Source organism: Roseovarius sp. E0-M6 (assembly GCF_037083845.1).
Lineage (GTDB): Bacteria > Pseudomonadota > Alphaproteobacteria > Rhodobacterales > Rhodobacteraceae > Roseovarius.
This window is the reverse complement of record NZ_JBAPLA010000002.1, coordinates 44,988-70,938: the sequence shown is the minus strand read 5'-3', so window position 1 is coordinate 70,938 and position 25,951 is coordinate 44,988. Positions and strand designations below refer to the sequence as shown.

27 protein-coding genes are annotated in these 25,951 nt (G+C 61.7%); 7 read left to right on the top strand and 20 right to left on the bottom strand.

Features of this window, described 5'->3' with window-relative positions; genetic code table 11:
• Positions 1–35 precede the first annotated feature (35 nt).
• Positions 36–899 carry an acetylglutamate kinase gene (argB, locus tag V8359_RS06690; protein ID WP_336427996.1) on the bottom strand — a complete coding sequence of 288 codons (864 nt, stop codon included), beginning with the start codon at positions 897–899 and terminating at the stop codon, positions 36–38.
• 328 nt (positions 900–1,227) lie between these two features.
• Here argB and V8359_RS06685 point away from each other — a divergent pair, with 328 nt between their 5' ends.
• The gene (locus V8359_RS06685; protein WP_336427995.1) at positions 1,228–2,205 is read left to right on the top strand and encodes a zinc-binding dehydrogenase; all 978 of its coding nucleotides are present in this window, start codon (positions 1,228–1,230) and stop codon (positions 2,203–2,205) included.
• Between the two features lie 85 nt (positions 2,206–2,290).
• On the opposite strand, the gene yihA is transcribed toward V8359_RS06685, so the two are convergent.
• The 5 genes from yihA to ttcA form a co-directional block, all read right to left on the bottom strand.
• Positions 2,291–2,941, bottom strand: a complete 651-nt coding sequence (gene yihA, locus V8359_RS06680) for a ribosome biogenesis GTP-binding protein YihA/YsxC (RefSeq protein ID WP_336427994.1) — start codon at positions 2,939–2,941, stop codon at positions 2,291–2,293.
• A gap of 2 nt (positions 2,942–2,943) precedes the next feature.
• Positions 2,944–3,696 (bottom strand): MOSC domain-containing protein, encoded by a 753-nt coding sequence (locus V8359_RS06675; RefSeq protein ID WP_336427993.1) that lies wholly within the window; start codon positions 3,694–3,696, stop codon positions 2,944–2,946.
• Positions 3,693–5,552, bottom strand: coding sequence for a membrane protein insertase YidC (gene yidC, locus V8359_RS06670; RefSeq protein ID WP_336427992.1), 1,860 nt, complete (start codon positions 5,550–5,552; stop codon positions 3,693–3,695). Before yidC ends, V8359_RS06675 begins: the two co-directional genes overlap by 4 nt.
• A 140-nt stretch (positions 5,553–5,692) precedes the next feature.
• Complete coding sequence (locus V8359_RS06665; protein WP_336427991.1) at positions 5,693–7,084, bottom strand: putative bifunctional diguanylate cyclase/phosphodiesterase; 1,392 nt, start codon at positions 7,082–7,084, stop codon at positions 5,693–5,695.
• Between the two features lie 208 nt (positions 7,085–7,292).
• Positions 7,293–8,177, bottom strand: coding sequence for a tRNA 2-thiocytidine(32) synthetase TtcA (gene ttcA, locus V8359_RS06660; RefSeq protein ID WP_336428595.1), 885 nt, complete (start codon positions 8,175–8,177; stop codon positions 7,293–7,295).
• A gap of 114 nt (positions 8,178–8,291) precedes the next feature.
• On the opposite strand from ttcA, the gene V8359_RS06655 reads away from it, so the two are divergent.
• The 5 genes from V8359_RS06655 (at position 8,292) to V8359_RS06635 (ending at position 13,423) form a co-directional block, all read left to right on the top strand.
• Positions 8,292–9,293, top strand: a complete 1,002-nt coding sequence (locus tag V8359_RS06655) for a type I glyceraldehyde-3-phosphate dehydrogenase (RefSeq protein WP_336427990.1) — start codon at positions 8,292–8,294, stop codon at positions 9,291–9,293.
• A gap of 99 nt (positions 9,294–9,392) precedes the next feature.
• Positions 9,393–10,388 carry a pyruvate dehydrogenase (acetyl-transferring) E1 component subunit alpha gene (gene pdhA / locus V8359_RS06650; RefSeq protein WP_336427989.1) on the top strand — a complete coding sequence of 332 codons (996 nt, stop codon included), beginning with the start codon at positions 9,393–9,395 and terminating at the stop codon, positions 10,386–10,388.
• A gap of 16 nt (positions 10,389–10,404) precedes the next feature.
• Positions 10,405–11,817 (top strand): pyruvate dehydrogenase complex E1 component subunit beta, encoded by a 1,413-nt coding sequence (locus V8359_RS06645; protein ID WP_336427988.1) that lies wholly within the window; start codon positions 10,405–10,407, stop codon positions 11,815–11,817.
• Positions 11,814–12,068 carry a hypothetical protein gene (locus tag V8359_RS06640; RefSeq protein WP_336427987.1) on the top strand — a complete coding sequence of 85 codons (255 nt, stop codon included), beginning with the start codon at positions 11,814–11,816 and terminating at the stop codon, positions 12,066–12,068. Before V8359_RS06645 ends, V8359_RS06640 begins: the two co-directional genes overlap by 4 nt.
• Complete coding sequence (locus V8359_RS06635) at positions 12,068–13,423, top strand: pyruvate dehydrogenase complex dihydrolipoamide acetyltransferase (protein WP_336427986.1); 1,356 nt, start codon at positions 12,068–12,070, stop codon at positions 13,421–13,423. Before V8359_RS06640 ends, V8359_RS06635 begins: the two co-directional genes overlap by 1 nt.
• A gap of 392 nt (positions 13,424–13,815) precedes the next feature.
• Here the strand turns inward: V8359_RS06635 and cysE are convergent, their stop codons facing one another.
• Positions 13,816–14,622 (bottom strand): serine O-acetyltransferase, encoded by an 807-nt coding sequence (gene cysE, locus V8359_RS06630; protein ID WP_336427985.1) that lies wholly within the window; start codon positions 14,620–14,622, stop codon positions 13,816–13,818.
• Between the two features lie 85 nt (positions 14,623–14,707).
• Between cysE and V8359_RS06625 the strand changes: the two genes are divergently transcribed.
• Positions 14,708–15,046, top strand: a complete 339-nt coding sequence (locus V8359_RS06625) for a TraR/DksA family transcriptional regulator (RefSeq protein ID WP_336427984.1) — start codon at positions 14,708–14,710, stop codon at positions 15,044–15,046.
• A 3-nt stretch (positions 15,047–15,049) separates the two neighbouring features.
• Here V8359_RS06625 and V8359_RS06620 read toward each other — a convergent pair whose 3' ends face one another.
• The 13 genes from V8359_RS06620 to V8359_RS06560 form a co-directional block, all read right to left on the bottom strand.
• Positions 15,050–19,066, bottom strand: coding sequence for a baseplate multidomain protein megatron (locus V8359_RS06620; protein WP_336427983.1), 4,017 nt, complete (start codon positions 19,064–19,066; stop codon positions 15,050–15,052).
• Positions 19,066–19,512 (bottom strand): NlpC/P60 family protein, encoded by a 447-nt coding sequence (locus tag V8359_RS06615; RefSeq protein ID WP_336427982.1) that lies wholly within the window; start codon positions 19,510–19,512, stop codon positions 19,066–19,068. The genes V8359_RS06620 and V8359_RS06615 overlap by 1 nt, the downstream gene beginning before the upstream one ends.
• Complete coding sequence (locus tag V8359_RS06610; RefSeq protein WP_336427981.1) at positions 19,509–20,399, bottom strand: DUF2163 domain-containing protein; 891 nt, start codon at positions 20,397–20,399, stop codon at positions 19,509–19,511. Before V8359_RS06610 ends, V8359_RS06615 begins: the two co-directional genes overlap by 4 nt.
• Positions 20,396–21,028, bottom strand: a complete 633-nt coding sequence (locus tag V8359_RS06605) for a DUF2460 domain-containing protein (RefSeq protein ID WP_336427980.1) — start codon at positions 21,026–21,028, stop codon at positions 20,396–20,398. Before V8359_RS06605 ends, V8359_RS06610 begins: the two co-directional genes overlap by 4 nt.
• Before the next feature lie 18 nt (positions 21,029–21,046).
• On the bottom strand, positions 21,047–21,709 hold the full coding sequence (locus V8359_RS06600) for a phage tail tape measure protein (RefSeq protein ID WP_336427979.1): 663 nt from the start codon (positions 21,707–21,709) through the stop codon (positions 21,047–21,049).
• The gene (locus V8359_RS06595; protein ID WP_336427978.1) at positions 21,702–21,905 is read right to left on the bottom strand and encodes a rcc01693 family protein; all 204 of its coding nucleotides are present in this window, start codon (positions 21,903–21,905) and stop codon (positions 21,702–21,704) included. Before V8359_RS06595 ends, V8359_RS06600 begins: the two co-directional genes overlap by 8 nt.
• Positions 21,902–22,222: a gene transfer agent family protein gene (locus V8359_RS06590; RefSeq protein ID WP_336427977.1), complete on the bottom strand. Its 321-nt coding sequence runs from the start codon at positions 22,220–22,222 to the stop codon at positions 21,902–21,904. The genes V8359_RS06595 and V8359_RS06590 overlap by 4 nt, the downstream gene beginning before the upstream one ends.
• A 4-nt stretch (positions 22,223–22,226) precedes the next feature.
• Entirely contained in the window at positions 22,227–22,640 is a 414-nt protein-coding gene (locus V8359_RS06585; RefSeq protein WP_336427976.1) for a phage major tail protein, TP901-1 family, read from the bottom strand.
• A gap of 24 nt (positions 22,641–22,664) precedes the next feature.
• Positions 22,665–23,078 (bottom strand): DUF3168 domain-containing protein, encoded by a 414-nt coding sequence (locus V8359_RS06580; RefSeq protein ID WP_336427975.1) that lies wholly within the window; start codon positions 23,076–23,078, stop codon positions 22,665–22,667.
• Positions 23,075–23,416: a head-tail adaptor protein gene (locus V8359_RS06575; protein WP_336427974.1), complete on the bottom strand. Its 342-nt coding sequence runs from the start codon at positions 23,414–23,416 to the stop codon at positions 23,075–23,077. Before V8359_RS06575 ends, V8359_RS06580 begins: the two co-directional genes overlap by 4 nt.
• Positions 23,416–24,015, bottom strand: a complete 600-nt coding sequence (locus tag V8359_RS06570) for a head-tail connector protein (RefSeq protein WP_336427973.1) — start codon at positions 24,013–24,015, stop codon at positions 23,416–23,418. The genes V8359_RS06575 and V8359_RS06570 overlap by 1 nt, the downstream gene beginning before the upstream one ends.
• Positions 24,016–24,118: 103 nt before the next feature.
• A complete protein-coding gene (locus V8359_RS06565; RefSeq protein WP_336427972.1) occupies positions 24,119–25,300 on the bottom strand; it encodes a phage major capsid protein in 1,182 nt (393 codons plus the stop codon).
• Between the two features lie 38 nt (positions 25,301–25,338).
• Entirely contained in the window at positions 25,339–25,893 is a 555-nt protein-coding gene (locus V8359_RS06560; protein WP_336427971.1) for an HK97 family phage prohead protease, read from the bottom strand.
• Between the last annotated feature and the right edge of the window lie 58 nt (positions 25,894–25,951).

Below are 25,951 nucleotides of genomic sequence, written 5' to 3'. Positions count from 1 at the left end.
TTAGGCGCTTGTCGGGGCCGTGCAAGAGGGCCGTGTCAGGACGCACGAATAATTGACCCCGCACCGTGATCGGTGAAGAGCTCAAGGAGCGGTGCATTGGGCGCGCGCCCGTCAAGAATGACCACCGCACGCACCCCGCCAGCGATGGCGGCAAGGGCGGTTTCGGTTTTGGGGATCATCCCGCCGGCAATCGTGCCATCATCGGTCAGACGCCTTATTTCATTGGCCGTAAGCTCGGTCATGACCTGACCCTCGGCGTCACGGACGCCGTCTGTATCGGTCAGCAGGAGGAGGCGGTCGGCCTTGAGGGCGGCGGCGATGGCGCCCGCTGCGGTATCTCCGTTAATATTGTATGTCTCGCCCGCACGTCCCGCGCCCAGAGGTGCGATGACCGGGATCATGTTGTCGCGGAAAAGCGTGTGCAAAATGCCGGGATCAACCTCGGAGGGGGTGCCCACAAGGCCCAATTCGGGGTTGGCTGCATCGCAGGTGACAAGGTTCGCATCCTTGCCCGAAAGACCCACCGCGCGTCCGCCCTGTGCGTTGATGGCCTGCACGATCCGTTTGTTCACGGTGCCCGAGAGCACCATCTCGACCACCTCCATGGTGGCGGCGTCCGTGATCCGCTTGCCCCCAATGAAATCGGATTTTATGCCAATCTTTTCAAGCATCTGGTTAATCATGGGACCGCCACCGTGGACGATGACGGGATTGACCCCGACCTGCTGCATAAGCACGACATCACGGGCGAATGTTTCCATGGCCTCGGCGCTTCCCATGGCGTGTCCGCCAAGCTTGATCACGACGATGGCCTCGTCATAGCGCTGCAGGTAGGGCAGGGCTTCGGAGAGGGTGCGGGCGGTGGCGATCCAATCGCGGTTCATGGGGCGGGTCTTCATCTTAACTATCCTCGTTCAAGCGGTTATCGCCGGTGGAACCGAGCCGCGCAAGGGCCGCGTGAATAGGAAAGGTTAACGGGCCGGGCCCCACGTCGGTACGACGTCGGTATTCACGTCGGTATCGCGTCGGTGGAAGGTGAGTCGCGCCGTGCATAAACGGCGCGCACGCAACGGTCTGCCCCGTCGCAATTTCCGCCCGGACGATTACGTGACATTCAAAGGCCGCGCAGATGCCGCGAGAGGCCGCGAAACAATCTGGTCCGGCGCGGGTTGCACAACTGAGATCGCAAGCCCGTCAACCACGTCATCTCGGAAAGGATCAAGACCGATGAAAGCAGCGATGCACGACGAATTCGGAGAGCCCGCAAAGGTTCTGTCATGCCGGACCACCGACGCGCCCGAGCCGGGGCAGGGCAAGGTTCGGATCAGGATGAAGCTGTCGCCCATCCACAATCACGATCTTTGGACCGTGCGGGGCACCTATGGCTATAAGCCCGATCTGCCCAGTGCGATCGGCGGATCCGAGGGCATGGGCCATGTCGAGGCCGTGGGCGAAGATGTGGACGATGCAATGATCGGCAAACGGGTCACGGTCGCGGGGGTGCATGGCGCTTGGGCGGAGTTTTTCACTGGGCCCGCCGAGAGCGTGCTGCCCCTGCCTGAAGAGATTTCGGACGCAGACGGTGCGCAACTGATCGCGATGCCGCTGAGCGCGCTGGCGTTGCTTGAGACGCTCAAGGCGAAGGAGGGCGACTGGATTATCCAGACGGCGGCGAACGGCGCGGTGGGCAAGATCATGGTGACGCTGGCCCGGTCGCGCGGCATTCACCTTGTGAACCTTGTCCGGCGCGAAGGCGCGGTCGAGGAGATGCAGGAGGTTGCGGCGGAGAACGTGATCAACACCAGCGAGGCCGGTTGGAAGGACCGGGTGCGCGATCTGACCGGTGGGGGCGCGGTGTCGGCCATCGACTCGGTCGGGGGTGAAACGGGTGCGGCGCTTTTGGACCTTTTGGGCGAGAATGGTGAGCTTGTCGTCTTCGGCACCGCGACCGGGGAGCCTTTGCCGGTTGCATCCGGGCCGATGATCATGAAGCAGATCACGGTCAAGGGGTTCTGGGCCGCGCGGATGAGCCAACACCTGAGCGATGAGCGGCGCATGGAGATGATCCAAGAGCTTGTCCGTCTTGCCATGAAAGGAGACCTGCCTTTGGATGTGGGCGATACCTTTGCGTTGGATGCGGTGACAGATGCGGTGAAGGCAGCGCAGGAGCCGGGGCGCGGCGGGAAGATCCTGTTGCAGCCGTAAATGCAGTAATGCGCGGCTCGAAAGATCAGGGGAGCGGCGCCCCACGGGCGGGGTTGTCCCGGCGTTTACCTGAAAGGGTCAGACATCAATCCAATGTCGCAATAGTGGCCCGCAGCGTCGGGATGCCCCAGCCCTTTTCGCTCGATGTGACCATGAGTTCGGGAAAGGCCGCGGGATGGGTGGCCAGCCGCGTGCGGACCTGATCGAGAATCTTCTCGCGGTCCTTGTCCTTGACCTTGTCGGCCTTGGTCAGGACGGTTTGAAACGTCACGGCCGAGGAGTCTAGAAGCGACATGATTTCTTCGTCCACGGGTTTCACGCCATGGCGCGCGTCGATCAGCACGAAGGCGCGGCGCAGGTTGACGCGGCCCGAGAGATAAGACTTGAGCAGGGCCTGCCATTTTTCCACGACCTTGAGCGGGGCGTTGGCATAGCCATAGCCGGGCAGGTCCACGAGATAATGACTGTCCGAGAGGGTGAAGAAGTTGATCTCTTGTGTGCGGCCCGGCGTGTTCGAGGCCCGTGCCAGCGCCCGGCGCCCGGTAAGTGCGTTGATCAGGCTCGACTTGCCCACGTTCGAGCGCCCGGCAAAGCACACCTCGACTCGGTCGGAGGGCGGCAGGCCGGACATGGCGACGACCCCCTTGAGGAAATCGACCTCGCTGGTGAGAAGCTTGCGCCCTGCCTCAAGCGTCTGTGGGTCCGGTTCCGGGGTGAGAGGGAAGGGAAGCTGCATGGTCAGACGGGCTCGATCGTGTCGCCGATGGCAATGGTGCCGGCGCGGGTGACCTCGGCATAGATTCCGAATTCCTGTTTGCCGCGAAGCCGGTCAAGCGCGCCGAGCGTATCGAGGTCGCGCGCGCCGGTGTCAGGATTGGCGGTGGTGGCGCGGCAGCGGATGATCGGTTCGCGCACCAGAAGCTGAGCGGTGCCGATGCTCAGTGTGTGACCGATCCAGCCGTCTTCGGCCCATGGGAGTGCGCCATCGAAGATGATGTTGCCGCGCCACCGCTGTGGCGAGAGGTCGGTGCCAAGAAACATGGCAAGATCGGCGTTCGAGGCGAGATTGATCAGGCTTAGCGACGGAAATTCGCTATCGGTCATGCCGCGGTCGGGCGCGCGCACGATCCCGGTGGACTGTGCCCGAGTTTCGGGCATGAGGGGGCGCATCCAGTCAAGGAACGCCTGTTCTTGGGTTTCGGGGTCGAAGTGAAGATCGGGGCGGTCGGGATGCGACAGGGTGACGGTGCCCGTCGTCTCGTCGGTGTGTGAGGTGATGGCCATGAGTGCGGGCACTTTGGCCCCGCGGGTGAAATTCGCACAGGGTGCCCACTCCGAACCGTCGGCCCGGGTCGCTTCGTGGGTGACGGCCCAACGCCGGTCCCAAGGCATCGTCTGACCTTCGGCAAGGGTCACGGACTCAAGCGTTTCGCGGCCGTGCCCCTTGATCGGATGCCGCCAGAGGGCACGAATGCGGGCGGTGCTGCTCAAGACTTGTCGTCGCCGGACTTGGGCTTCTGGGTGGTATCGTCGGCGCCGCCAGTGTGGCGCTTGAAGCTTGACATGATGTTGCCGAAGACGTCGGGCTTATACCCTTGGCTACGCATGATGGCGTATTGCTGGGTGAAGGTGATCGTGTTGTTCGCGATCCAGTAGACGACGAGCCCGCTGGCGAAGCTGCCCAGCATGAACATGAAGACCCATGGCATCCAGGCAAAGATCATCTTTTGCGTCGGGTCCGTGGGCGCGGGGTTGAGTTTCTGCTGAAGCCACATGGAGATGCCGAGCAGGATGGGCAGGATCCCGATGAAGATGAGCGCGAGAATGGTGCCCGGTTCGGGCGCGGACCACGGCAGCAAGCCAAAGAGGTTGAAGAGCGACGATGGGTCAGGTGCCGAGAGGTCGCGCAACCAGCCGAACCAAGGCGCGTGACGCAGTTCGAGTGTCACGAAGATCACCTTGTAGAGCGAGAAGAAGATCGGGATCTGTAGAAGGATCGGCAGACAGCCCGAGGCCGGGTTGACCTTTTCCTTCTTGTAGAGCGCCATCATCTCTTTCTGAAGCTGCTGACGGTCATCGCCGGCACGCTCCTTGATCTTTTCCATCTGGGGCTGAAGCTCTTTCATCTTGGCCATTGAGACGTAGGATTTATAAGCGAGTGGCAGCAGCACTAGTTTGATGATCAGCGTGAGCGCGATGATCGCCCAGCCCATGTTGCCGATCACGGAATTGAGCCAGTGCAGCAGGGCGAAGATGGGTTTTGTCAAGAAGAAGAACCAGCCCCAGTCGATCGAATCGTCGAACTTGTCAACGCCGGCCTCTTGGTATTCCCGGATGGTTTCCCATTCCTTCGCACCGGCGAAAAGCTGGGTCGTCACCTCTGAGCTTTCGCCCGGCGCAAGGGTAAGCGCGGGCTGTTTCACCGTGGTCTGGTAAATGTCGCGCCGCGTGTCGCGGAACGTGCTCATGGTGAAGCCCGAATTGGTCACGGGGATAAGCGTGGTCATCCAGTAGTGATCGGTGAAACCGGTCCAGCCCTGCGAGGAAACCGTGATATTTTCGTGCGCGGTTGCGGTTTCGAAATCGTCGTAGTCGGTCTCGGTCAGTTCGCCATCGGTCATCCGCACGGCACCTTCGTGCAGAATGAAGAAGTTCTTGAGGTTGGTGGGCAGGCCGTGGCGGGCGATGATCCCGTAGGGCGCAAGGGTCGCCGCGTCACCGCTCGTGTTTTCAACCGACTGCGTGACGGTGAACATGTATTTGTCGTCGACAGAGATTTCGCGACGGAAGGTCAGGCCCGCGCCGTTGTCCCATGTCAGGGTAACAGGGCTGTCGGGGGCAAGTGTCGCGCCTTCTTCGGCGGACCAGATGGTGTTGGCGCCGGGCACCGTGTCAGGTGTGAGACCCGCACCGGGGGCCCAACCAAAGAGCGCGTAGTATGGTTTCGCGCCGCCCGTCGGCCGCAGGAGATCAACGATATCGGCGCCGGGATCGAGGCTTTCGTGATAATTGCGCAGCGACAGTTCATCGAGCCGACCACCGCGCAGCGAGATCGACCCGACAACGGCGGGTGTCTCGATCTTGATCCGGGGAGTGGCATCCTCTGCGGTTGCAGCGTCGGCGTCAGCCACCGCGGCCGGGTCGCCGGTTGCGGCCGGATCACCGGCGGTGCCGGGTGTTACGGCGGTATCACCGGTGACGGGCTCCGTTGTCGTGTCGGCCGTGGTGTCAGTGGCGGCATCAAGGGCGGGGTCGGGTTCCGGCGAGGGGAATACGTAAAGCCAGACGACGATTACCAGCAGGCTGAGCAGGGTCGCGAGAAGTAGGTTCTTGTTCTGATCGTCCATTACGCCGGCTCATCCGTCTCGTTGAAGGGCTTTGCGGGGGTTCAACAGAGTGCGCGACCAAAGGTCAAGGGATTTCCCCCGCACCGGGCCTTGTGACGCGGGGGTTTTCGAGAAGAAAACGCCTGATGGCGGGGTCGGGTTCAGCCAATGCCGCGCTGGATGAGCGGGAGAGGCGGAATTGAGGCGGCATGCGCGGCAATCCAGTCGGCGCATTGATCGGCGGGCATGGGCCGCGCAATACCGAATCCCTGCACGTGGCGGCAGCCAAGCTGCGCCAGAAGCGCATGCTCGGCCGGGGTTTCGACGCCTTCGGCCAGCGTGTCGAGGTCAAGCTGTTCGGCCATGAGCAGGATGGCCGAGACCAGCCGCTGTTGACGCGGTTCCCGATCGAGGCGCGAGACGAAAGACCTGTCGATCTTGAGCCGGTGAACATCGACGCCCCGCAATGTCGAGATTGAGGCGTGGCCGGTGCCAAAATCATCAAGGTCGATCCGGCAGCCCATCGCCGCAAGCAGGCCGATTGTGCGAGCGACGATATCATCGTCCGCCGCCGAGGCCACAACGGTTTCCAGCAACTCGATGCACAGGCGATCCGGTGCGATGCCGTGGCGATCAAGCGTCCAGCCGATCTGATCGGCGAGGCGCGGATTGCGCAATTCCTCGCCCGAGAAATTCAGGCTGACATGGGGCACGTGAAGCCCGGCGGCATCCCATTTTCGCAGGTCAGAGAGCGCGTGATCGAGCATGATGCGCCCCAATTTCCCAAGCCTGCCCGCGTCTTCGAGGGCGGGCAGGAAGCCTGCGGGCGCGATCATGCCGCGTGCCGGGTGGCACCACCGCGCCAGTGCCTCGACCCCGGTGATGTGGCCTGTTTCGGTGCTTATCTGGGGCTGATACCATGGCCGGATTTCGCCGATGTCGAGCGCGGTCGCAATCTCGGGGCAGAGCGGAGTTTTCGGCGTGCCGCGCATGTCGTGACAATGGACACGCACGGCGGCAGGCCCATGCTGTTGTGCGTCATCAAGCGCGATCTGCGCGGCATCAAGAAGCGCGGTCGCGGAGCGGCGGCGCAGTGTCCCGGAAAGCGAAACGCCGACCGACGCGGTCAGGTGCGCAGGCGGTGTTCCGGTCACGCCCCCCTCGACCGTGGCCTGAAGCCGGTCAGCCAGCCGCAGGACGTCATCCGGCGAGAGGGTCGGAACGGGTGACAGCACGACACAGAATGTGGCGGTGTCCGCGATCTGAAGGTGGTCCTGTTCGCGCAGGCACCGCCCAAGCCGCGCGAGAAGCCGCGCCATGGTGTCATCCAGTGCCGCGCCCCCGAAACGGTCGGTGAGGTCCGCCGCACGGTCAAGCGCGACGAGAATGCATGCCGTTTGACGCTCAGATATCTGGGCGCGCGTCACGAGTTTGTTCATGACATCGAGAAGATCGTCTTCGTGTGATGCATCAGCGCCCTGGGCGCCGCGACGGGCCCGCGCGATCGCCGCAACCGCAAGGCCAGCAGGCAATAGCAGCGCGAGAAGGATCATCGCCGCCTCCCCCCCCCAGCCAGAAGAGGAGAAGCATCAAGGCGGGCAGAGAGGCGACCATCACACCGCCAAACGCGGGGTGCAGGGCGCGGGATTTCATAATAAGGCCCTTTGGGCGAAGTGACATCGGCAGACCCCGCGATCGGCAAGCTGTGCGGCCTTTGCCACACCGTTGCCCGGACCCTATCGAAGGCCCGCGAATGTCCGCTTAACGCAGCACCGGGATTTCCGGCGCATTTTCATCAACTTCGCCAGAGTGGCGGACAAGTCCCTGAAAATCGAACAGTTTCGGATCAAGTAGGTGCGAGGGCCGCGCGTTCATCAGCGACCGGAACATGACCTGACGACGACCGGGGCTGTTGGCCTCCCATCCGTCGAGTATCTGTTTCACCTGTTGCCGTTGCAGCCCGTCCTGAGAGCCGCAGAGATCACAGGGAATGATCGGATAGTCCATCGCGCGGGCGAATTTGCCGCAATCGGCCTCGGCCACATAGGCAAGCGGGCGATAGACGAAGAGGTCGCCTTCTTCGTTGACGAGCTTGGGCGGCATGGTGGCGAGGCGCCCGCCGTGAAAGAGGTTCATGAAGAAGGTCTCAAGGATATCATCACGGTGATGCCCAAGCACCACGGCCGAACACCCCTCCTCGCGTGCGATGCGATAGAGGTGCCCGCGCCGGAGCCGGGAGCAGAGCGCGCAAAAGGTCCGGCCCGCCGGCACCTTGTCCACGACGACGGAATAAGTGTCCTGATATTCGACCCGGTGGGGAACGCGCATATCCTCAAGAAATTTCGGCAGCACCGTGGCCGGGAAGCCGGGCTGTCCCTGATCCAGATTGCAGGCGAGAATTTCGACCGGCAACAGGCCACGCCATTGCAGTTCGTGCAGAACGGCCAGCAGGGTATAGCTGTCCTTGCCGCCGGACAGGCAAACCAGCCATTTTGGCTTGGTCCCGTCGGTGGGGCGTTCGACCATGCCGAAATCCTCGACCGCCTCGCGGGTTTGGCGCACGATCCGTTTGCGCAGCTTGCGGAACTCCGTGCTGCGGGGGGCGCCATGGAAAAGCGGGTGGATATCGTCTGTGTCGTCCAGCATGAGCGGGGCATAGAGGATGCGCAGACCCGAGACAAGACGGGTGAGAGCGCGGCGCGGGTGGCCTTGGCTCTGCAACTGGGCTAGCCATGCAGGTGTGAGGTGAGGAGAATCGTCATGGCACAGCGCCCGATCCGCATCGCGATCAACGGGTTTGGCCGTATCGGCCGGGCCATCCTGCGTATCCTGATGGCCAATGGTGACGATCTGGAACTGGTCCTGATTAATGATATCGAGCCGCTGGAAACCTGTGCCTATCTTTTCCAATATGACAGCGTGTTCGGCCCGTGGCCCGGCACGGTCGAGACGCAAGACGAGGCGCTTGTCGTTGATGGCCGGGCGATTCCGTTCCGGGCGGCATCGGATCTGAGTGAGCTGGACCTCTCTGGTGTGGACGTCGTTCTGGAATGCACGGGCATGGCGGGCGCGCGCGCCGTGGCCGAGCGCGGGCTTGCCGCGGGGGCGGCGGCGGTTCTGGTCTCGGGGCCATCGAAGGAGGCCGATATCACGCTGGTCCTCGGGGCAAACGAGGGCGATCTGCGCGATGAGCGGATCATCTCGAACGCGTCTTGCACGACGAACGCATTGGCGCCGCTGGCGCGGCGTCTGGACGAGGCGTTCGGGATCGTGAGCGGGCAGATGACGACGGTGCATTGCTATACCGGGTCACAGCCTACGGTCGACAAGCCGCGCGGCGCGCCCGAGCGGAGCCGCGCCGCCGCGCTGTCGATGGTGCCAACGACCACGAGCGCGCAGCATCAGACCGGGCTGGTTCTGCCCAAGCTCAGGGGGCGGATCGAGGCGCGGGCCATCCGGGTGCCGACAGCGAGCGTATCGGCCATCGACCTGACCGTGCAGACCGGGCGCGACGTTGATGTAAAGACGGTGAACGCGATGCTGCGCGCGGCGGCGTCTGAGGGGCCGATCTTTGGCTGGACCGAGCAGCCGCTCGTGTCGAGTGACCTGCGCGGGCGGTCTGAATCCGTGGTGATGTGCGGGCATGAAACCTCGGTCAGCGCGGGCGGGTTGCTCAGGGTGTTCGGCTGGTATGACAACGAATGGGGGTTTTCGTGCCGCATGCTTGATATGGCGCGGATCATCGCGCGAAGGTCTGCGTGAAACGGACCTTGCGTCAATTCGGTCTCGCATCTTGGCGCGGGATCGTGTATTAGATAGTTTAATACTAAACTATGTGTGCATAAAGGGAGACGACCACCGATGGCAGCCCCGAAAAAGTCAAACAAGCCAAATGTATCCGCTGAGGAACTGAAGTCGTATTACGGCGACATGCTTCTGATCCGACGATTCGAGGAAAAGGCCGGTCAGCTTTATGGCATGGGCCTGATCGGCGGTTTCTGTCATCTTTATATCGGACAGGAAGCCGTTGTTGTCGGGCTCGAGGCCGCAGCCAAGGAGGGCGACAAGCGCATCACCACCTATCGCGACCACGGTCACATGCTGGCGTGTGGGATGGACCCCAAGGGTGTCATGGCCGAGCTGACGGGCCGCGAGGACGGATATTCCAAGGGCAAGGGCGGCTCGATGCACATGTTCTCCAAGGAGAAGGATTTCTATGGCGGACACGGCATCGTGGGCGCCAATGTGCCGCTGGGGGCGGGCCTCGCTTTTGCGGACAAATACAAGGGTAATGACAACGTGACCTTCACCTATTTTGGTGACGGCGCGGCGAACCAAGGGCAGGTCTACGAGACGTTCAACATGGCCGCGCTCTGGTCGCTTCCGGTGGTTTTCGTGATCGAGAACAACCAATACGCGATGGGCACTTCGCAGAAGCGGTCCACCTCGACCCCCGATATCTTTACCCGCGGCGAGGCGTTCGGCATCCCCGGCGAAGCGGTGGACGGCATGGACGTGCTTGCGGTTAAGAATGCCGGCGACAAGGCCGTCGCGCACTGTCGCGAAGGCAAGGGGCCTTATATCCTTGAGGTGAAGACCTATCGCTATCGCGGACACTCGATGTCGGACCCGGCGAAATACCGGACCCGCGAAGAGGTGCAGAAAATCCGTGAGGAGAAGGACTGTATCGAGCATGTGCGCGATCTTCTCCTGCAGGGCAAGCATGCTAGCGAGGATGATCTCAAGGCGATCGACAAGGAGATCAAGAGCGTCGTGAACGACAGCGCCGAATTCGCCAAGGAAAGCGCCGAGCCGGATGTGGCCGAGCTTTGGACAGACATCTACGTGGAAGCCTGAGAGGGAGGGACAGACAATGCCGACAGAGATTCTCATGCCCGCCCTGAGCCCCACGATGGAAGAGGGCACACTGGCCAAGTGGCTGGTGAAGGAAGGTGACGAAGTCAATTCCGGCGATATCCTCGCCGAGATCGAGACCGACAAGGCCACGATGGAGTTCGAGGCCGTGGACGAAGGCACCATCGGCAAGATCCTTATCGAGGAAGGCAGCGAAGGGGTGAAGGTCAATACGCCCATTGCCGTGCTGCTCGAGGAAGGCGAAAGCGCCGACGATATCGAAGACGCCTCTTCTTCGGGTCAGAGCGCACCCGAAACGGACAGAGAGGATGACGGCGACGGTGACGCCATGGGCAAACCGCTTCCTGCCGAGGTAAAGCCCGATACCGGCCCGGCGGAGGCAGAGAACCTTTCGCCCAACACCGAGCCCGACTGGCCCGAGGGCACCGAGATGAAATCCATGACGGTGCGCGAAGCGATCAATTCGGCGATGGCCGAAGAGATGCGCGCCGATGAGGATGTTTTCATCATGGGCGAGGAGGTGGCCGAGTATGAGGGTGCCTACAAGATCACTCAGAACCTTCTTGATGAATTCGGCGCCAAGCGCGTCATCGACACCCCGATCACCGAGCATGGCTTTGCCGGGGTTGGCGTTGGTGCGGCGTGGGGCGGACTCAAGCCTATCGTGGAATTCATGACGTGGAACTTCGCCATGCAGGCGATCGACCAGATCATTAACTCGGCAGCCAAGACGAATTACATGTCGGGCGGTCAGCTTGGCACGCATATCGTGTTCCGTGGTCCGAACGGTGCCGCCGCACGCGTGGGCGCGCAGCACAGTCAGGATTATGCGGCATGGTATTCGCATATTCCGGGGCTCAAGGTGGTTCAGCCCTACTCGGCCTCGGATGCCAAGGGTCTTTTGAAAAGCGCGATCCGCGACCCGAACCCGGTCATCTTTCTTGAGAACGAGATTCTCTATGGCAAGTCCTTCGAGGTGCCCGCGATCGACGACTTCACCGTGCCTTTCGGCAAGGCGCGCATCTGGCGCGAGGGCACAGACGTGACCATCGTGAGCTTTGGCATCGGCATGACCTATGCGCTTGAGGCCGCCGAGAAGCTGGCCGAGGACGGCGTGAGCGCCGAGGTGATCGACCTGCGCACGCTGCGCCCGCTCGACTATGACACGGTGATCGCGTCGGTGATGAAGACAAACCGCTGTGTCACCGTCGAAGAGGGATTCCCGGTGGCGAGCATCGGCAACCATATCTCTGCGACACTGATGGAGCGGGCATTTGACTATCTCGATGCGCCGGTGATCAATTGCACGGGCAAGGATGTCCCGATGCCCTATGCCGCGAACCTTGAGAAACTGGCCCTGACATCGACCGCCGAGGTGATCGAGGCGGTGAACAAAGTGACCTACAGATGAGTGATGGGTTCGAGTTCAACAGCAGCCGCGATGCCTATGTCCTCGAGGGGCCTTCGGGCGACGGGCGCTATCGCATTGTCGTGCCGCGCGAGTTCGTGGACGACGAATTGGAAGAAGGTGCGAGCGATGATCAGCGTCATGCGTGGCTGATCGATAATCTGCCGCATATCCTTGGGGCCTATACCGCCCGGATCGACGGTGGTTGGGTCAAGGCCCCATGGGACCGCGTTCTTGTCGAGGAGATTGAGTGATGCCGACAGAAATTCTGATGCCCGCCCTTTCGCCCACGATGGAAGAGGGCACACTTGCCAAATGGTTGGTCAAGGAGGGTGACGAGGTCAATTCCGGCGACCTTCTGGCCGAGATCGAGACCGACAAGGCCACGATGGAGTTCGAGGCCGTGGACGAAGGCACCATCGGCAAGATCCTTATCGAGGAAGGCAGCGAAGGGGTGAAGGTCAATACGCCCATCGCCGTGCTGCTCGAGGAAGGTGAGAGCGCCGATGACATCGGCGAGGTCAGCGCCGAGCCGAAGCCCGCAGAGGAGGGCAGCGGAACGCAGCCCGGCCCCGAGCAAGAGCCTGCCGCCGGTGGTTATTCGGGTGAGGAGGCGGCGCCGAAATCGGGCGCCCCGGCCTCCGACACCAAAGCACCCGCAGCGCCTCAGGATGCGGATGGCAAGCGTATCTTCGCGTCGCCTCTGGCACGGAGGATCGCCGCGGACAAGGGACTTGACCTGAGCCAGATCGAAGGATCGGGCCCGCGCGGACGGATCGTCAAAGTCGACGTGGAAGCGGCGCAACCGGGCAAGGCCAAGACCGGGGAGGCCCCGGCCAAGAAAGCCGACGAGGCGCCGAAAGCAGCCGCACCGTCCGGACCGTCGGCCAGTCAGGTCGCCGCCATGTATGAAGGGCGCGACTATGAGGAAGTCACGCTCGACGGGATGCGCAAGACAATCGCGGCGCGTCTTACCGAGGCAAAGCAATCGATCCCGCATTTCTATCTTCGCCGGGACATCAAGCTTGATGCGCTTTTGAAGTTCCGCAGCCAGCTGAACAAGCAGTTGGAAGGCCGGGATGTGAAGCTTTCGGTGAATGATTTCATCATCAAGGCCTGCGCCCTGGCGCTTCAGTCGGTGCCGGATGCCAATGCCGTCTGGGCCGGTGACCGGCTGCTCAAGTTGCGCCCGTCGGATGTGGCCGTGGCCGTGACGATCGAGGGCGGGCTCTTTACGCCGGTGCTCAAGGACGCCGAAATGAAATCGCTTTCGGCGCTGAGTGCGGAGATGAAAGACCTTGCCGGCCGTGCGCGCGACCGGAAGCTTGCACCGCATGAATATCAGGGCGGAAGCTTTGCGGTGTCGAACCTTGGCATGTTCGGGATCGACAATTTCGATGCCGTCATCAATCCGCCGCATGGCGCGATCCTTGCCGTCGGGGCCGGGGTCAAAAAGCCGGTGGTCGGCGCGGATGGTGAACTTACCGTGGCGACGGTGATGTCGGTGACGCTTTCGGTTGATCACCGGGTCATTGACGGCGCGCTGGGGGCCGAGCTTCTTGAGCAGATCGTGCAGAACCTCGAAAACCCGATGGTGATGCTGGCGTAATGCTCGAAATTGAGATTTGTTATCGGATAACAGCCCGCCGCGTGCGGGCTGTTTTTGTATAGCACATACGGATTGTTCATCTTTGTCGTGCAGATTTCATCGCGCGAAAAGATGGAGGTGAACATGACAAAGGCACTGACGATAACAGCGACCGTTGCATTGATGGCCCTTGCCCCATGGCAATGGTCAAGCATCCAAGTGGAGGAAGTTCACCAACTGGACGCTCCCTCACCTGTCTCTGTCGAGCGTCTTGAACAGGGGTAGTAACGCGTGCAACGCCTGAATGTCGCGCCGCGTTTCGCAAAAATCTGTGGTCTGGGTTTTTCGCAAAACGCTTTATCTTTGCGCATGTTCGAGGGGCAAAAGGCCGAGCCCGTCTTGGGCCACGCGCTTTAGCGCACGCCCAAAAGCTGATCCATTGCTACCGATGGCTGTGCGCAGCCTGCCTCGCCGACGATTTTGGCGGGAACGCCTGCCACCGTTTTGCAGGGCGGCACTTCTTCGAGAACCACGGAGCCGGCTGCGATGCGTGAGCAGTATCCGACCTTGATATTGCCCAGCACCTTGGCGCCCGCGCCGATGAGAACGCCGTCGCCGATCTTAGGGTGGCGGTCCTCTTCTTCCTTGCCGGTGCCGCCGAGGGTGACCGAGTGCAACATCGACACGTTGTCGCCCACCACGGCGGTTTCACCGATCACGATGGAATGAGCGTGATCGATCATGATGCCTTTGCCAACGCGGGCGGCCGGGTGGATATCCACGCCGAACACCTCGGAGCAGCGCATTTGAAAGAAGCGCGCCATGTCCTTGCGGTCATTGTCCCAAAGCCAATGGGCGATGCGGTAGGCCTGAATGGCCTGAAAGCCCTTGAAGAACAGCATCGGCAGCAGGAAGCGGTCGCAGGCCGGATCGCGATCGGTGACCGCAACGATATCGGCCCGCGCGGCGAGTGATATGTCGGGGTCGTTGGCCATGGCCCAATCACAAATCTCGCGCAGGATCTGCTCGGGCATTTCGCTGGACGCGAGCTTGAGCGAGATTCGATAGGCAAGGGCCGATTCGATGGTTTTATGGTGCAGGATCGAAGAATGGACGAGGCCACCCATCAGCGGCTCTTGCGTGATGGTGTCCTTGGCCTCTTCGGTAATCCGCTTCCAAACCGGGTCGAATTCGGCCAGTTTCGCATGTGTGTTTGCCATCGGGCTGCTCCTAGAACTCGGGCGTCAGTATACCAGATAAGAACCGGAGGGAAAATGCAAAGGCGTGATCGGGAGGATCAGCAGAATGAATGATGCCGAACTGAACAGATTTCGCGAAATCATTGCGGCGCGTCTTGATGCCTTGGCGCACGAGGACGAACTGGGCAGCGAAGGGCAGGCAACGGTAGAACTTGACCAGCAGTCCGTTGGGCGCCTGTCACGCATGGACGCATTGCAGAACCAAGCCATGGCCAAGGCAAGCGCAACCCGCCGCGATATAGAGCGACGGAGGCTCAAAGCCGCTTTTGGACGCATTGATGAGGGCGAATACGGATATTGTGAAGATTGCGGTGACGAGATTGCTCATGCGCGGCTGAACCTTGATCCGGCCTCGCAGAGATGCGTGCAATGTGCCAAAGGGTGACGGTCAGGCCGTGATCTCGAGGCTTGCGAAGGCACCGGGACCGAAGAGACCGGAGATTTGTGCGACCGCGAGCGTGATCCCCCCGGTCAGTCCATCCGATGCACGGTTTGCGGCGCTGTAGGTCCAGTTGGGCGTCTCAACGATCTGTTCGCGCAAAACGGAGCCGTTCTGACTGACCTGGACGAGGTAGAGTTCGCGCTCCTCTCCGAGCGGCACGTCAGGGGTTTCCCAGCGGTCACCGTCGATACGCGTGCGACGCACCCATGAGAGGGTAATGCCGCCGCCCGTGTCGCGCGCCGTGAGATGCACGGGAGCAAAGGGTCGCAGGCCGACCCCTTCGAACGCGATCACCGCGTGTTGGTAGGATGGGTCGTCAACCGGTCTGCCGGTGGGGCCGATCCGGTAGTGCCGCGCGCGGCGGCGCTGTGCATCGGCAAGCTGGATTTGCTCGGGTATGCCATCGAGCATGACAATATAGCTTCCGCTCGGCCATTCGGCGGGCATCAGGGCGTCGGTTCCAAGCTGTCCGCGCAGGCGGGTGTGCAGGAAATAGGTGTCCTGATCTACCAGTTCAGCGTCGCGGAACTGCATGATCTCCCATCCATCGGGTGTCCCGTCGCCGATGGCACAGAGATTGCCCCCGGCGAGTAAATCGTCCGTGGAAATGCTTTCGAGCTGACCATGCAGCATGCTGACGGCGAGCCCTTCGCCACGATCCAAAAGGCCTGGTGCCGCCGCGAGGAGCGGGGTCTGTGTGATGCCGATGCGCGACCGGATGTCGACCACGCTGTTCAGGCGGTAGTTGGCATCCGCGTCAGAGGCATAAATCGCGGCGGACCCGGGCCAAGGTGTCCCGCCCAGTGCGATATGCGGTGCATGCGGAACCTCGGCCCCTGTCATGAGGGGAAGGTCGAGAAACAAGGGAAAGACCGGAACGGGCGAGATGAAGGGCCGCGTTGCGGGGGGCTCCTCGGTGATGTCCACGGGGCGATAGGATTCAGGTTCGATCCGCACGGCCTCGATGCTTTGGGCGGTGCCCATCTGTTCGACGCGATCGATTCGGAAATGGCCGCTACCGCCCGCTTCGGCAAGTGCGATCACATCACCTGCCCCCAATCCAAGCGATGACGGGGGCAGGGTGAGTTGCAAGCTGTCTGTTGCCACGCGTGCCTCGGACAACCAGCGCTCGACCGTGGCACGCCCTTCGGCGCGGGTCATCGCGAGGGGCATTTCGGAGGTTGAAACGGCATGTGTCGCGTCATCGGGCAGGATGGCCTCTTCGGCGATCACCTCGAAATCGGCGTCCGCTTCGACGAAGCGCAATCGCACGCGGCCGGCAATTTCGGTCATGCTGGCGCGGGTTTCCTCAAGGGTCTGACCGGATTGAGGATCGCGGACAAGGTGTGCGGGGTCTATCACGGCATCAGGAAGGCCATCGCGCATTCGGAACAGAAGTTTGCCATCACGTTCAATCGCATCGAAGCCGTAGCGCAGCATCAGCGGTTGCAGCGCCGCGCGCGCCTCGCCGACCTGCTCGACCGAATAGCCACGGACAAATCCGTGCAGGCCCGAAACATCGTGATGACGCATCCCTGCGCGGCTAACGATCTCATCCACCACATTGGCGAGCGTTCGGCCCGATATACGGCCGCTGATCCAGTGGCCGCGAGCATAATTCGCGCCGTCTGCCCAACGTGTCTGATTGTTGGGAAAGAACGGAAAGGGACGCGCATCCCATGCCCAAACATAGGCGCGCTCCATGTCGATCATCCGCCCGTCATACTCTGGGGACAGGGGATTGTTTTCAGGGGTGGACCAGTATTCGGTCATGGCACGCAGGTATTGCACCTGCATCAGATCGTCCCGGCGGCCCGAGGAAAAATAGGGCAGTGAGGATTCCGAGGATTTCGGGTCAACGAACTTGTTGGGCTGGTTCGTCCCCTTGTCGATGGCCGCGCAGCCAAACTCGGTAAAGCGGATGGGTTTGGATTTTGGAATCCAGGGCGATGCAACCTCGAGCCGGACGCCGTTCACACGGTCATGATGACCGTTTGACCACCAGTTGCGGATGTCCTTGTAGCGCCATACCCAAGGCTCGGATTCGGCCTTGTCTGTGATGGGGGTTCGGATCTGGGCCGAGCGGGCCTCGTCCGAGTGATAGAACCAGTCATAGCCTTCGCCGCCTTCGATGTTGGATTTGAGATAGCCGGGATCATAGATCGAGCCGACGCTGGCATCGAGGTGATCAGTGCCGTCGCGCCAATCGGAAAGCGGCATGTAGTTGTCGATACCGATGAAGTCGATGTTGGGATCAGCCCAGAGCGGATCGAGGTGAAAGAAACGATCACCCGGGCTGTCCTTTGGCTGATAGCCCCAATATTCGGACCAATCTGCAGCATAGCTTATCTTTGTATCGGGGCCGAGGATCATGCGAACTTCGGCGGCCAGCGCGATCAACTGATCCACGGCGGGAAAGCTGTTGCCGGGCCCACGAATCTGCGTCAGGCCGGGCATTTCGGAGCCGATACAGAAACTTTCGACGCCGCCGGCGGCGGCACAAAGCGCGGCGTTATGCAATATGAAGCGGCGATAGCCCCATTCCTCGGGGCCTGTATAGGTCACTGGGCTGTGCTTGACCACGCCGCCATAGCTTAGCAGGTCTTTGGCTCCGTTGGATTGGGTGGGCGCGGACGTGCTGACCGGAGAAATGGTGAAATCCACTGCGGTGGCCGTTCCGAAGAAGGTGGCGACGTGGGTCACTGCGGCCGGTGTGCCGTCGTCGCTGTTGGTGCGCGCGGGTGCGACAGGCAGGGTGATGCGCCCGCGCCATGGCAGCACGGGTTGAGACAGGGCTTCGCTATAGGGGTCGGGCAGGGTATTACCCGCCGTTTGATCCATGAGGATGAACGGATAGAACATCACCTCCTGACCTGACTGCTGAAGCCCCAGAATGGCTTCTATCACCGCCGCGTCTGCGGGCGTTCCTCCATAGACGATGCTGCCGCTGCTATCTTCGGGAACCGGCTGTGCCGTTGCTCGGGTCAGGCCGGTGACCTGCCATGGCATGTTCGAGGCGTCGTATTGCTGCTGCTCAACCTTGGGTCGGATTGTGCAGCTGTCACAGCGCAAGTCATCCCCGAACCAGCTTACGATAAGAGATGTGGCCCCGCAGTTGGGGAGTTCGCCCGTCAACGCGTCGAGCGCGGTGGCGAAATCAGACTTGCCAGACGGAGAGTTGACGTTGGCCAAGCCGGATGACCCCGCCCCGAAATTCATGGTCACGGGCGTGGTGGCGAGAGTGTATTCACCACTGCCGGGAAGAAGCGCGACCGCGCGTAAGGCGTGAACGGGATCATCTGAGCCGTTTTGCTGATGGGGTTGTGCGGGACGTGTCACTTCAAACGTGAATTGGGGCACACGGTTGCCGTAGCTTCCAAGGTCCAGATCCTCGATCACCACATAGGCGGTGCCCCGGTAGGCCGGCACCGTGCCTGCCCCCTCGACTGCTTCGATGCGGGGGTCGGGGAGCTGATCGTGTGTGCCCTTGTAAATGCGCATGGCGAGACTGCCGGGTGCGATCTCCGTGCCGTCGGCCCAGACCCGGCCCAGATTTGTGATTTCGCCTTCGCAGATCGCGATGGCCAGACTCACCGAGTAGCTGTAGTTGCGCGTGGTGGGTTGCGGCGGGCGCGGCCTTCCTTTGCCGCCGCCGCCGCCGCCGCCACCGGTCACGGTGACGTCCTGACGGAACTCGGTGGCCCAGATGATCTGTCCGGCGATGCGCATCCGGCCATAGACCTGTGCTACGGTGTCGCCCTCGCCCGCACCTGTAAGGCGCAGGCGGTTGGCACGTCCGGTTTCCACGACTTCCGAGCCTTGACCCAGGAGCCTTTGATCAATTGACCGGCCGATGACCCCCCCAGCAAAACGGCCGATGGCAGCAGCGGAAAGACCCAGCACAGAGCCACCGATAGAGCCGCCGACCGCGGCCCCGACAGCCGAAAGAACGATAGTCGCCATCAGAGAACCTCCTCGGGGAATGAAAAGCGCGCTACGACGCGCCGGTGCCATGGCGGGCTCAGCGGGCTTTCAACGACCGCGTGACCTGAATAGGCATGAATAAAGCTTGCCTGTTTGCCGATACGGCCCGCGATACCCAGATGTTTGGCCACAGACCCATCACGCATCCGAAACAAGAGCACATCTCCCGGTGCTTCGGACAACAGAGGCTTGGGGTGCAGGTGTCGCCGTGCCGCCGCCCAGAGAACCTCATCGCGCGACGGTTCGGACCAATCCATCGAATAGGCGGGTGGCGTTTCGGGTTCTTTTCCCAGCACCTCGCGCCAGACACCGCGAAGCAGGCCCAGACAATCGGCGCCAGCGCCCTTTATCGCGGCCTGATGTCGATATGGCGTCCCGATCCAGCCACGGGCGGCGGTGACAACCTTGTCAGTCAGATCGCTCATTTTCTACGGCTGCCTCCTGATAGATCACCTGCCTTGGCCGGGTCCGTGAGGGTCCAGTCATCGCCGGGGATGTCGGGAAACCCCTGAAAGTTAAGCAGGTTGTTGAATTTTGCGCGGCAGGTTGCAGAACGCTTGTCGCAGCCGGCGCGCAACATGACCCGGTCCGAGGCGTCGAGCGTGTCGCGGATCGGGTGCCAAAGCTCGATCACTCGCACATCGTGTTCGGCGTAATCCCGTTTTATCGACCCGCTGAGGCCCTTGGCCCTGCCGGTTTGGGCCTTCAGGATACCGTGCTGAAACCAGCCGGGTTCGAACCCGGCAAGAGGCTCGAATCGAAAGATGCGCCGCTCTTCGACCGAGACAGGCATCAATTCGACGCTATAGCCGGGTGACCCAAGCGCGACGCCGCAATCGCGATCGCCAAGAACCGCGGTGCATGGTTTCTGATAGACGCGGCCCAAGGGACGGTTCAGCGCATCGGTCAGCCCGCGCAGCTCTGCGTCAAAGGCACCGCCGCTTCGGCGCAGCTCTCCGATTGTGCCGCGAAACTGAAGGTGCCGTTGTGCGACGTCGGTCCAGTTGACGAGCCAGGCGCGGATCTCGGCCCCGTCATAGCGGCCGGCCTCGACATCGGTTTCCGTGATGGCCGCATCGGTCAGGGCGCCGATCGCTTCGGTGTTATCGACCGACAGGCCGGTCGATTGCTGCAAGGCGAGTGCGCTCAGCCCGGTATTCGCCTTGAATTTGATCCCGTCGAACTCAAGCTGGCAGTCATGGTCGGTGAAGCCCAGAACGGTGCCATCAGGGCGGGTCAGCGCCCAACAGCGGCAGGTCGTGGTGAATCCCGTTTCGAGGTGGGCCTGCAAGCCTGCATCAAACCCGCTCATACCCGGATCTCCACCACAGGCACATTGGGCACATCGCCGGCCTGAAAGCTGGCCATGCTTGTCTGAATGCGATCCGTATCAAAGCGCACCGGCACGTCGAATTCGAACCCCGCCGTGATCTCAAGGCCGGTATTGGGGGGGTGGGCGAAGGTCACGATGCCGGTGGCGGTGTCGACTTCAAAATGAATACCTTCCTGTTGCTGTTCTTCGGAAAGGCCGACCTTGACGGTGCCCTGAACGGGTTTGGTGATCGGGCGATAATAGCTGTGATCACCTGATCGGTATGTCTTGGTCAGGGGGAAAGACGCGGTCAGGTCATCCCCGATGGCGATGATTTGATCCCGGTAGTCCGGCTCGGCCAGCGCAGACCCCGATTTGTAATCTGACCAGTCTTTCCAGCGAAAGCCGAAAACCTGCCCCTGACGGGCTTCGAAAAACGCGATGAGGGTCTCGATGTCATCGAGACCACGCATCGCCACGCCCGCATCATAGCGACGGCGCGAATGCGCCCACGGCGTGTTGCGCTCTTCGAACCCGTTCGCAAGTGTGACCACATCGGTGTGCCGTTCCGGCCCGCCGATCGAGCCAAAGCTCAGATTGGCGGGAAAGCGTATCTCGTGGAATCCCATGATCCGTCTCCCTTTGTCTTACCTGTTGCGCTGACCGCGCCCGATGGCGCGGCCCAACTGCGCGGCGATCTGCCCTTGGCTTCGTTGAAAGCCTCCGACATCCGGGGTGGTGATGTTCATGACCACGTTCACAGGCGCGCCCGCGCTGGCACTGCGCACTCCGAGCTTGCCATCCGGGCCGCGCGCCAACGGCATGATCGCTTCGGGCCCCGCTTCGCCCATGAGCCCCGTGCCGCGCCGCATCGGAAAGGTGACGGGGCCGTTGACGACCCCACCATTGGCAAAGGGCATGACCCGCCCCTGAGCAAAGCTTCCGCCCTGTTCGAACTTGAAAAGCCCACCAACGAGGTTGCCGACCCCTTTCGCCAGAACCCCACCGATATGATCCGTGACGGGTCGCACCGCGGCATTGAACGCGGTGTTGATCATCGTGCTCGCCAGAGACCGGAGTGACGAAGAGAGGCTGTCGCCATCCACCACGGCGCCCTTGATCGCGCGGCGCAGGCCGGTGCTCATGCCGCGTTCAAGCGTGGCGACATCGCGCCCCGTGCGTTCGAACGAGTTACGGACACGGGCCATTTCGGAATTGAAGGCCGCGGCCACATCCGCCGCGCCTGACATGCCCGTTTCGAGTGAGTCGAGCTGGCTATCGAGGTCATCCAGCCTTTCCAGGTCATCCATTTTCGGTGTCTCCAGTTTGATCGGGATAGGCGTGCATGAGGTGTTCGAGCCGGTCACGGTCCAACGCGACAACGCCGTTTCCCTGACCAAGCATCATCGAAAGCTCGACAGGGGTGAGCGCCCAGAATTGACCGGGTTGCAGCCCAAGGCGGCACAACCCTGCGCGCAGAAGCTCGGGCCAGTCGAACCGCGTCATGTTTCCTCCGGTAGGGTAAAGGCCCGCGCCAACAACTCGGCGGCGACGCGGGCGGCCTGCACCGGCCCTCCTTCGATGTCGGCGGACAGAAGGTCGGAACCTTGGCCTGTCCATCCGCCACCGCGAAGCCCCGCCGTCACAAGCGCCAGAACATCACGCGTTGAAAACTCAGTGTTCTCGAACCGTTCCACAAGGGCGATCAGCGACCCCGAGCCAAGCGTGGCCTCGAGTTCCGCCAGAGCCCCTAGCGTCAGCTTGAGCACCCGGCGTTCGCCATCCATTATCAGTGCGACTTCTCCTGCCCATGGATTCGCCATCGCTTCATGCCGCCGTGAAAGTGATCTGGCCTGCCGATGACAGTGACAATTCGTAAGTCGCCTCGCCGTCATGGGTGCCTGCATAATCTATTGAGGCGACCTGAAAGGCGCCGGTCACCGTGCCGAAATCAGGGATGATCACCTGAAAATCCGGGGTCTCTCCATCGAAGAATATCTGCCGCACGCGTTCATCCGATGCCTCGTCGCGAAAGATGCCCGAGCCGCTGATGGCGGCGGTTTTCACGCCCGCGCCCGACAGCAATTCCCGCCAGCCGCCTTGGCTTTCAAGGCTTGTCACGTCGACGCTTTCGGCATTGAAACTGATGCGCGTGGCGCGAAGCCCCGCCACCGATTGGAAATTTCCATCGCCCGTCAGATCGACCTTGATCAACAGGTCCTTACCATTTTGAACAGCCATTCTCGTATCTCCGTAAATATGGGATCAGTGCGTGTCTTCCACGCGAGCGCGGAAAGTGATGTCGATGCGTCGTATCTCGCTGCTGCCTTCGCGTCGGGCGCGGGCTTTGTAGAAATTAAGCGCCGAAAGCCGCCCACGCGACAGCGCAAGCGATGCGTTGCACAAGGCATCGCTTAGCGCCCCGGCAGCATCCTTGGCGGCCTGAAATCCGGCCCCATCCGTGATCACCGAAAGGGTGATGCGGTGCCATGCTCCGCCGCCGCTCTGATCTGTGGCAGGCCGCACATTCTCGGGGCCAAGCACGACATAAAGAGAGGGGAGCGGACCGGCGGGCAGAGCATCATAGATGGCCGAGCCGACGAGCGTGGTGAGTGCGGCGTCATCTTTCAGGTGCTGAAAGATGGCCGATTGCAGGGCGGATGACATGCCATAACTCATACGGCCACCTCCTCTTCGCAATAGCAGACCAGAAAGCGCGCATCGGTGTCGCGGTCTGCGACGGACACGATCCGAAACAGCCGGTCGCCGTCGCGAAACCGTTGATTGGGAGAGGGCCGTGAGGGCGCGCCGAACGGAGCGGAGCGAACCGTGATCCGATAGGCGGTTGTCGACAGGACGGCACCGCCACCGGCCGTTTCGCGCCCCGTGCGGGCCGCAACTTGGGCCCAGATGTGCCCGGCCGCGATCCAGGTTTCCTGATAACCCCCGGCGCTGTCTGGCTGTCGTTGCGGGGTTTCGAGTGTCAGGCGGCGGTTGAGTTGAACAGAGCGTCGCATCAATCACGTCCTCCGCCCAAAAGCCTAACGGTGCGATAGCGTTCGATCAGGCTCGATACTCCGAAAGGTATGTTGCCGTCGGACATCGCCGTTTCGTTGCGATGTTCGTAGAAATGCGCCGCAAGCAGCAAGACCGCCTGTCCCAGATCCGCAGGGAGAGCGCCCCAAGTGGAGCCAAAGCCCGCGATAAACCTGATATCCGCTGCGCCGCCCTTTGGAATGACGGGCAGGTTCACGCCAGTTGAACGCATGACAGGGCGCTGCATATCCGGCAGAAGCTTGTACTCCGAAGGATCGACAATCTCTGTGTCGTCCATCCTGTTGCGGAGTCCAAAGCTGATGATCAGAGAGATCGGCGCAACCGGCATCGCCTGTTCACATGGAGTCTGCCAGCGTGTGAGCTCCCAGGAAAACTCGCGTTCGATCAGGATTTTGCCGGTGCGGGCTTCGATCGTGGCAAACGCGGCTCGAAGAAAACTCTCCAGAACAGCATCCTGCACGTCATCGTCAGAAAAACCTGTGCCAAGGCGCAGATGGGCCTTGAGCTGGACGACAGGCAACGCAGCCTGGGGGACAGCAGTTTCTTCGATAAGAATCATGGATTTACTCCGAAATAGTCGACACCATCGGGACGCTCGGCAACTGGTTTGGCCGTTGGATGAGCGTCTTGGGCGGGGCAAGCCCCGCCCGTTGATGGTTGGATCAGGAGGTGGCGAACTTCAGCAGCTTGATCGCGGCAAAGTCGCTCACGTCACCGCCCACGCGCTTGGTCGCGTAGAAGAGCACGTGCGGTTTGGCGCTGAAGGGATCGCGCAGAACACGCAGATCAGGACGTTCCGCCACCGTATAGCCCGACGAAAAATCTCCGAAGGCGATCGCCGTCGCATCACTCGCGATATCCGGCATGTCCTCGGCGACAACCACGGGATACCCCATCAGTCGCGCCGGTTCACCCGCAGCGAGACCGTCGGACCACAAGAAGCGGCCATCGGCATCCTTCATCTTGCGCACGGCGCCTGCGGTCTTGGAATTCATCACGAAGGTCGCATGTGCGCGGTATTCGGTGCCAAGGGCATAGACCAGATCAATGATGGCGTCCGCACCGTTGAAATCGCCGTCTGCGCCGGTTGGCACATAGCCAAGATTACCCCACGCCCAGACATCATTGTCCACGGCCGTCTTGGTCAGGAAACCCGTGGGTTTGTCCACGCCGTCACCATTGACAAATGCCGACGCCTCGGCCCGCGCAAACTTGTCGGCGATGCGCGTCGCAAGCCAGCCTTCGATGTCGAACGCACTGTCGTCCAGAAGGCGCTGAGAGGCCTTTGGTAGCGCGCTCAGTTCATGAAGTGGGATTGTGATGCGGTCTATGGCGGGTGTGCCCGTTTCGGTGACAGCGGCGGTTTCACTGGCCCAACCGTGACCGAGATCCGTGTGGTCGATCAGCACATCGAACGACGTGGCCTCGACGCTGACGACATTTGCGATGGACCGGATCGATGCGGTCGCAGAAAGCGTCGTTTTGATCGTATTGGCGGTTTGGGGATCCACGAGGTATCCGCCATCAGCCGCAACCGAACCAGACAGCGCCTTTTCCTCGAGTTCGAGACCCCGAAGCGCGTCATCGTCCCCCGACCGCAAATAGGCATTGAAAGCTTTTTGATGCGGTGCGCCCGCGTCCGGATTTGCCGCGAGCGTGGGGCGAGCTGGTGCAAAGGTCTTGCGTTCGATCATTTTCATTTTCTCTTCCTGATTTTGGAGTCTCGTGTCGATGTCGGCCCGAAAGCCTTTGAAGTCGGTCATGAACCCCGCCATCGCGGATTTCACCTCGGCCACCGGAGACACATCTTCCCCGGTCCGAGAGGTTTCCTCGGTATTGCTCATCACATGATCCTGTATTGGTTCTGAGATCGTCCCAGGCGCTACATCTGCGCCAACTCCCGGCGTGCGGCCTTTATGGTCGCCGCCAGTTCACGCAGGTCCGTAGCGTCGGCCAATTCGCCCTTCGCCCCGATCCGCGCACTGGGAAGCATCGGGAACGTCACGAGTGACACTTCCCACAGCTCCAGTTCCTTCAAGAGCCGCTGGCCCTTGTCATTCTTGACCGCCTTGACGGTCCGGTATCCGATGCTGAGCCCGTCAATCGCGTTCGCCGCGATCAATGCCGCTGCCTCGCGCGCACGGGCGACCGTTTCAAGGAGGCGGCCTTTCACATAAAGGCCACGCCCGTCCTCGCGCACTTCATCCCATACGCCAATCGGCTGCGCGGGGTCATGTTGCCAGAGCATCTTGACCTGCCGCCCGCTATTCCCGAGTGCGACGAGAGACTTGGCATATGCGCCCGGCTCGACGATGTCGCCCCCCTTGTCTTCGTCGCCGAACAGGCTTGCGTAGCCTTCGATAATCGTGCCTTCGGCAACTGTCAGGCCGTCTCCGAATGTGCAGAATTTTTGTTCAAGTCCGCTGTGTGGGGTCATTGCGCAACTCCTTGAGAGAGGGGGATCGTCGGGCACCGACACCAAGCCCCTGTTCGGC